Below are 6892 nucleotides of genomic sequence, written 5' to 3'. Positions count from 1 at the left end.
TAGCTTACGAGCTTCCGGAAGAAACGACAGAAGAAGAACTGGTTTCTCTCGTTGAGCAGCTGAATATGAGCAGAGATGTTCATGGTATTCTTGTTCAGCTTCCGCTGCCAAAGCACATTAATGAGGACAAGATCATCAAAGCGATCGCACCTGAAAAGGATGTGGATGGTTTCCATCCTCAGAGTGTGGGTGCATTGAGCATCGGTCAGCCTGGATTTGTTTCCTGTACACCTGCCGGAATCATTCAGCTTTTAAAACGCAGCGGCATTGAAATTGACGGTAAAGCGTGTGTTGTTGTCGGACGCAGCAACATTGTCGGAAAACCGATGGCATTACTGTTGTTAAGAGAAAATGGTACAGTAACCGTGTGTCATTCTCACACAAAGGACTTAAAAGAAGTATGCAAAAGAGCGGATATTCTGGTTGCTGCTATTGGAAAACCGAAATTCTTTAACCATGAATATGTAAAAGAGGGTGCCGTTGTCATCGATGTCGGTATTCATCGCAATGAACAGAATAAGCTCTGCGGGGACGTGGACTATGAGGATGTTCTTCCTCTTGTTTCCGCAATTACACCTGTACCGGGCGGTGTAGGTCCGATGACAATTGCCATGCTCATGTATAATTGTGTTCAGGCGGCTGAAATGGAGATTTGTTAATGAAAATTTTATTTGTTTCACTTGGATGTGATAAAAATCTTGTAGATTCTGAAGTGATGCTGGGTCTTTTGCGGGACCGGCATCACGATATTACAAATGATGAGGCTGAGGCGGAAGTCATTGTGGTCAATACATGCAGTTTTATTCATGATGCCAGAGAGGAGAGTATACAGACGATTCTTGAGATGGCGGAGCTGAAAAAAAGCGGACAGTGCCGCTTACTTATTGTCACAGGCTGTCTGGCTGAAAAGTATAAAGATGAAATACTTGAAGAGCTGCCTGAAGTGGATGCGGTGGTCGGCACAACAGCTTATGATAGGATCTGTGACGTCATTGACAGGTCACTGGAAGGCGAACGTGTACAGTCCTTCGAATCCATTGACAGACTGCCGCTTGTAAATACACGAAGAGTCCTGACGACCGGAGGGTATTCCAGCTATCTTAAGATTGGTGAGGGATGTGACAAGCATTGTACCTACTGCATCATACCGAAATTGAGAGGTAATTACCGAAGTGTTCCTCTGGAAAATGTGCTGAAGGATGCCCGACAGCTTGCTGAAAGCGGTGTGACAGAGATCAATATCGTGGCACAGGAGACAACGACCTGGGGAAAGGATATTTACGGTGAGAAGCGTCTTCCGATGCTTTTAAAAGAATTGTGCAAAGTGGAAGGTATCCGATGGATCCGTCTTCTTTACTGCTATCCGGAAGAGATTACGGATGAGCTTATTCAGGTCATCAAAGAAGAACCGAAGATCTGCCATTATCTGGATATGCCGATTCAGCACAGCAGCGACGCTATTTTAAAACGTATGGGACGAAGAACTTCAAGACAGGAGCTGGAAGATATTATCGGAAAGCTGCGCCGTGAGATACCGGATATTGCTCTTAGAACAACCCTGATCACTGGTTTTCCGGGAGAAACAGAGGAAGATCATGAGAATCTGAAGTCTTTTGTGGAAACGATGGGTTTTGACCGTCTCGGTGTATTTACCTACTCACCGGAAGAAGGAACGCCGGCGGAGCGTATGCCGGATCAGGTGCCGGAAGAAGTTAAAGAAGAGCGGCGAGATGAGCTGATGCTTCTGCAGCAGCAGATATCTGCCGAAAAGACAGAGCAGATGGTTGGGAAAACCCTTGATGTGCTTGTGGAAGGACGGATTCCGGAAGAAGGTATTTATGTTGGCCGTACTTACAGAGATGCTCCGGAGGTGGACGGATATATCTTTATTCATGCGGAAGAAGAAATTATTTCCGGAGATTTTGTGACTGTAAAAGTAACCGGAGCGGATGAATATGATTTGACAGGAGATGTAATCTATGAATTTACCGAATAAATTAACAGTACTCAGAGTGATCATGATTCCATTTTTTGTATTTTTCTATCTCACAGGTAATGTCGTCATTGCGGACATCCTGTTTATCGTGGCAAGTCTGACAGATATGCTGGATGGAAAGATTGCAAGAAAATATAATCTTGTAACAAATTTTGGAAAATTTATGGATCCGCTGGCAGATAAACTGCTTGTGGCAGCGGCATTGATCTGCTTTGTAGAGCTTCGGCGAATTCCGGCATGGATCGTACTGATTATTATCAGCCGTGAATTTATTATCAGCGGTTTTCGTCTTGTTGCTGCCGAAGGCGGTAAGGTTATTGCTGCCGGTTACTGGGGAAAAATAAAGACAGCCGTGACAATGGTGACGATCATTTTCATGATTCCGAATTTCGGCGGCATGGCTGCGACGAGTCATACAATTTATATTATTGAACAGATTTTAGTTTATGCTTCTCTTATTTTAACAATTATTTCTCTCATTGACTATCTTGTGAAAAATAAAGAGGTACTTGGAGGCGAAATGTAATGGTTATTGAATTTATATCTGTCGGAACAGAAATTTTGCTTGGAAACATTACAAACACAAATGCAAGATATCTTGCAGAGGAATGTGCGGTACTCGGACTGTCCAATTATTATCAGGTAACTGTGGGGGATAATGAGGAACGTCTTTCTGATGCCATCCGTACAGCGCTTGGGCGTTCTGATATTGTACTTCTCACAGGCGGACTCGGACCAACAGAAGATGATATTACCCGGGAAACAGTGGCAAAAGTACTCGGAAGACAGATGTATGAGGTTCCTGAGATCCATCAGCAGATCCAGCAGTATTTTGAGCGGATGGGAGCAAAAAATCCTTCCAGTAATAACTGGCGTCAGGCGATGGTCATTGAAGGGGCCGAAATCGTTGAAAATCATAACGGAACAGCGCCGGGAATGATTGTTCCTGTTGATGAGAATAAACTTGTCATTTTAATGCCGGGACCGCCGGAAGAGCTTAAGATGATGTTTGAAGAAAGTATTGCGCCATATCTTGCAGGACGTAATCAGCAGGTCATCTGTTCAAAAACGGTAAAGATCTGCGGTATGGGCGAGAGCAGGGTGGCTGCAGCTTTATCCGATCTTATTTCTGCGCAGACAAATCCAACCATCGGAACTTATGCAAAGGGCGGAGAAGTCCATTTAAGAATAACGGCAAGCGGTACAGACGCAAAAGCTGCCCGTAAGAGTATTAAGCCAATCGTTAAAGAGATAAAAGAACGTTTTGGTGATAAAGTTTATACGACAAGAGAAAGCGAGACTTTGGAACAGCACGTGGTGAGCCTTTTAAAACGTCGTAATATGACCATTGCGACAGCAGAATCCTGCACCGGCGGCATGGTTGCCTCAACACTTGTCAATGTGCCGGGGGCATCGGAAGTATTTAATGAAGGTTACATTACTTATTCCAATGATGCAAAACATAAACTTTTAGGTGTGAAGAAAAAAACGCTTAAAAATGAAGGTGCAGTCAGCGAAGCCTGTGCCCGCGAGATGGCAAAGGGGGCTGCAAAAGCGGCCAATGCCCGTGCTGCTATCTCTGTCACGGGAATTGCAGGACCGGATGGCGGCACAAAAGAAAAACCGGTGGGTCTTGTTTATATTGGATGCTGTATTGACGGAAAAGTCTGGGTTGAATGTTATCATATGAACGGTGATCGTCAGAAAATCCGTGAGATTACAGTAAAAAGAGGTTTGGATATGCTGCGGCGGTGTATCCGCCAGAGCGGGGAAGAATAAAGGAGGCTGCCTATGAACACAAAAGACAAGAAAAAGTGGTTTCTTGCAGTGGTACTGTGCCTTGTGATGTGGGCAGTCTGTGGATGCACAGGCGGTAAAAAGATGACCATTGATACAACCCTTGAGATGGATTCTTCTTTTAAAGGGACGCGAACAATGTCAGCCCTTGTCCCTGCCAGCATTTTTCGGCAGGCATTTAAAAGTGATCTGGAAGCATTGCAGAGCATGGTCACAGCAAAATGTCCTTCCACCCTTTTGTGTTCAGCAGATGAAACAGATCAGGGCGTGGAGATAACCATGACTCTGGCCTTCGCCAATCTCAAAGATTATACGAACAAGATCGGACAGATTCTCGGAAAGACACCGGGCATTTATTATGAATCTTCAGATTCTGTTTTTAAAGACGGCTTTATGCTTCAGGAAAATTTTACTTCGCGAGATCTGTTCGGATGGCTTGTGGATGCTCTGAAAGAGGAGAATAGCCAGTTTGCTGACATGAAGCTGGAAGATATTTTTGAAAATGGTAAAAATATTGTCAGTTATAATGGTCAGACATATGAAACGGAAGTTCATATTCATGTAGAAGAGATGGAGTCACATGCTTTTGACTCATTGTCTGTGGAGCTGACAATGAATGATGATGATTCTTTTAAAGTTGCTCTGAACTTTTTTGTAAATCAGGATACCTATTATGACATGGGAGATGATATGGACGAAGTTATTAAAGGACTTCTTCCCGACGGAGGTGTCTATGATGTTACCAATGTGAATGAGCAGCGGGTGTATACGATCGAATTCAGTACCTATAATGAAAAAACACTTATTTCTCAGTTAAATTCTGTATTGCATACAGACAAATGTGAATTTAAAGTGACGGAGAATGGTGATGAGGCGGATCCTTTTAAAGCCCGCAAAGATATTGTCATGTATCTGGACGGTTCCTATTTTCTTGATTTCGGCCGGGCAGATACGGAGCTTGTTTATAAACTGAATGTCAGTTCCGATTATGCTTTTGATTCCTGTGAATCTTTAACAGGCTTCTTGAAAAACTATTCTTTTGACAACTCAAATAAATATACGAGCATATTTATGAATGTGGGTCCTTCAGACAAGGTACAGGTAAGCCTGACCTACGCTGTGGACATCCAGAAGATCCGGATCGCGACAAAAGTCGGCACAGGCGATCTGCTGGAAAGAGAATTGAATTTTATATTCAGTTCAGATCAGGCCGAGCTTGTCGGAGAAAATTTTGAAGAGCGTCTGCGCTCACGGATGAGTGAAGATATGGTGCTTGATCAGACGAAATCTGGAAATGAGACAACATACACTGTCCGAATTGAGGCTGAGAATGAGGAAGATTTGTCCAGAAAAACAAGTTTCTTTCTGGACGGCTCCGTCAATGAAGACGCAGAGGAATATACAAGTCTTCTTAGAGGCGGCCAGATGAAGAAAAAACTTAAGACAAAGACCCTTGCTTTTGAAGACAGAATCAATCTGGAAAGCTTTCTCGGAAGTGCATCTGTGAATGAAAAGATTGAATATTCTATTGAATATCCGAAAGGCTATGCGGTATCCTTTGAGGAAAACGGACATTCGGATATGATCACCGAGAATAATATTTTGACATGTACAACAAAAGATTCAATTATCATTGTGAAATCAAAAGGAGAAATAACCAATTATTCCGGAATCACCCAGCTTTTTTTATGGTGGATCAGCTTTATCGCGGCAATCCTGTCTTTTGTGATCAATCTGAGACATATTGTCGGATATATACGCCATCGGGAAAAATACCTGATGAAGGCGGATCTGTTCAAAGGGAAAAATATTATTTTTATGACGATCGGCGTTGTGGCCCTTGTCGTATGGGTATTCACCAGTTTTCGTCTCATCCTTCGTATTTACTGATTTGTCTGCGGTAACAAAAAAGACAGATCACACTGCCGAGGATGATAAGAAAAAGAATCATGAAGGCACAGTGAAGAAAGAAGCCGTCGGGAAGAATGCGGATGACAGGATCCGTTGTTTCATCGAATATCCAGTAATCATTATTAAAAAACAATTTGTGAAATAAAACAAAAAAGCGGTCCCAGTTAGCGGCAATCAAAAGGCCGAGAACAGCCGGTATAGTCAGTGAAAGTACAGAAGTCAGTTTTAAATAAACCGGCTTCTGTTTTTTTAATAAAAAAATGCCGGCAAGACTGCCGATAAAGCCGACAGGAAGCAGGACTGCCTGGATAAAGACAAAAATATTTTTCACTTCGATAAAGTGGATGCGCCCTTCCGTTGACATGGGAAGATCAGGAAAGGAAAGTTCACCGTGATAAAATACAGAATTATAGTCGATTAATACATCATAGTTTTTCCGAATCATTTCTTCAGAGAAACCTGTCTCCTCTGCAAGATTAAAATGATGAATGTCCGCGTAATAAAGAGGGCGAAAATTCAATGTTATGACGACAGAAGCAGAGATGATGCATAACGTAAGAGCAAGCGCTGTAAAAAAATGTTTGAACATAATAAAACCTCCATTGCGTTGTATATAAGTATAACACATTTATGTAAAAAAAGACGCAGCAAAATGCTGCGTCATGATAGCTTCTTTTTTTACTCAGCAGGCATACAATGGCCTTCTTCGCCTCCAACAACAGAAAATTCGTGAGGCCCCTGATCAACACCGTTGCCTTCGCAGAAATAAGCGAGACCGATGAGATCGCGTTGACCGGAACTATACACGGCTACAATTCCAGCTTGATGGTACACATGCCCGCCGCACTTGGAACAAATCTTATTGCAGCTTACTTGAGGACCTATATCTATAAATCCACCACTGATCTCTTTAAGTTCTTCGTCATTCAAAGAAAAGTTTTCTTTATTCATTATAAATTCCTCCTATAATCGATTCTATGATTTACATTAGAGCAACCGGCCTAAATTGTTGACAGACTATTTTTCGTTTTCCTCAGAGAAGAAACCACCATTAAGCTTTTCTTGATCTGAGGAGAAAAATCCGGCTTCTGCCTGAACTGTATTTGATGCAGAATTCGCACTTTTAAGAGAAGGTTCTTTTGTAATCTGTTTAATATCCTGTGTATTTGTTCCGCCAGTTACCTGATC

At 42.5% G+C, this 6892-nt stretch carries 7 protein-coding genes; 5 read left to right on the top strand and 2 right to left on the bottom strand.

Annotation, left to right across the window (positions count from 1 at the left end; translation table 11 throughout):
- The 5 genes from QZZ35_RS08045 to QZZ35_RS08025 form a co-directional block, all read left to right on the top strand.
- Positions 1 to 659: bifunctional 5,10-methylenetetrahydrofolate dehydrogenase/5,10-methenyltetrahydrofolate cyclohydrolase (locus tag QZZ35_RS08045; RefSeq protein ID WP_291236934.1), on the top strand; the 659-nt coding region annotated here is incomplete at its 5' end.
- Positions 659 to 1996: a 30S ribosomal protein S12 methylthiotransferase RimO gene (gene rimO, locus QZZ35_RS08040; protein ID WP_291236933.1), complete on the top strand. Its 1338-nt coding sequence runs from the start codon at positions 659 to 661 to the stop codon at positions 1994 to 1996. The genes QZZ35_RS08045 and rimO, both read left to right, overlap by 1 nt.
- Complete coding sequence (gene pgsA / locus QZZ35_RS08035; RefSeq protein WP_291236932.1) at positions 1980 to 2522, top strand: CDP-diacylglycerol--glycerol-3-phosphate 3-phosphatidyltransferase; 543 nt, start codon at positions 1980 to 1982, stop codon at positions 2520 to 2522. Before rimO ends, pgsA begins: the two co-directional genes overlap by 17 nt.
- Complete coding sequence (locus QZZ35_RS08030; protein ID WP_291236931.1) at positions 2522 to 3775, top strand: competence/damage-inducible protein A; 1254 nt, start codon at positions 2522 to 2524, stop codon at positions 3773 to 3775. The genes pgsA and QZZ35_RS08030 overlap by 1 nt, the downstream gene beginning before the upstream one ends.
- A gap of 12 nt (positions 3776 to 3787) precedes the next feature.
- Positions 3788 to 5683 (top strand): hypothetical protein, encoded by a 1896-nt coding sequence (locus tag QZZ35_RS08025; RefSeq protein ID WP_291236930.1) that lies wholly within the window; start codon positions 3788 to 3790, stop codon positions 5681 to 5683.
- Here the strand turns inward: QZZ35_RS08025 and QZZ35_RS08020 are convergent.
- Complete coding sequence (locus tag QZZ35_RS08020; protein ID WP_291236929.1) at positions 5664 to 6293, bottom strand: TIGR01906 family membrane protein; 630 nt, start codon at positions 6291 to 6293, stop codon at positions 5664 to 5666. The genes QZZ35_RS08025 and QZZ35_RS08020 overlap by 20 nt on opposite strands.
- An 89-nt stretch (positions 6294 to 6382) precedes the next feature.
- Positions 6383 to 6655, bottom strand: a complete 273-nt coding sequence (locus tag QZZ35_RS08015) for a hypothetical protein (RefSeq protein ID WP_291236928.1) — start codon at positions 6653 to 6655, stop codon at positions 6383 to 6385.
- Positions 6656 to 6892 lie beyond the last annotated feature (237 nt).

The sequence above is a fragment of the Frisingicoccus sp. genome (genome assembly GCA_016298055.1).
GTDB lineage: Bacteria > Bacillota > Clostridia > Lachnospirales > Lachnospiraceae > Frisingicoccus.
Note: the sequence above shows the minus strand (reverse complement) of the source record. Positions and strands in the feature narration are given on the sequence as shown.

Coding starts and splice junctions, on each gene's coding strand:
- rimO (WP_291236933.1), top strand. CDS start 659: ATGAAAATTTTATTTGTTTCACTTGGATGTGATAAAAATCTTGTAGAT.
- pgsA (WP_291236932.1), top strand. CDS start 1,980: ATGAATTTACCGAATAAATTAACAGTACTCAGAGTGATCATGATTCCA.
- QZZ35_RS08030 (WP_291236931.1), top strand. CDS start 2,522: ATGGTTATTGAATTTATATCTGTCGGAACAGAAATTTTGCTTGGAAAC.
- QZZ35_RS08025 (WP_291236930.1), top strand. CDS start 3,788: ATGAACACAAAAGACAAGAAAAAGTGGTTTCTTGCAGTGGTACTGTGC.
- QZZ35_RS08020 (WP_291236929.1), bottom strand. CDS start 6,293: ATGTTCAAACATTTTTTTACAGCGCTTGCTCTTACGTTATGCATCATC.
- QZZ35_RS08015 (WP_291236928.1), bottom strand. CDS start 6,655: ATGAATAAAGAAAACTTTTCTTTGAATGACGAAGAACTTAAAGAGATC.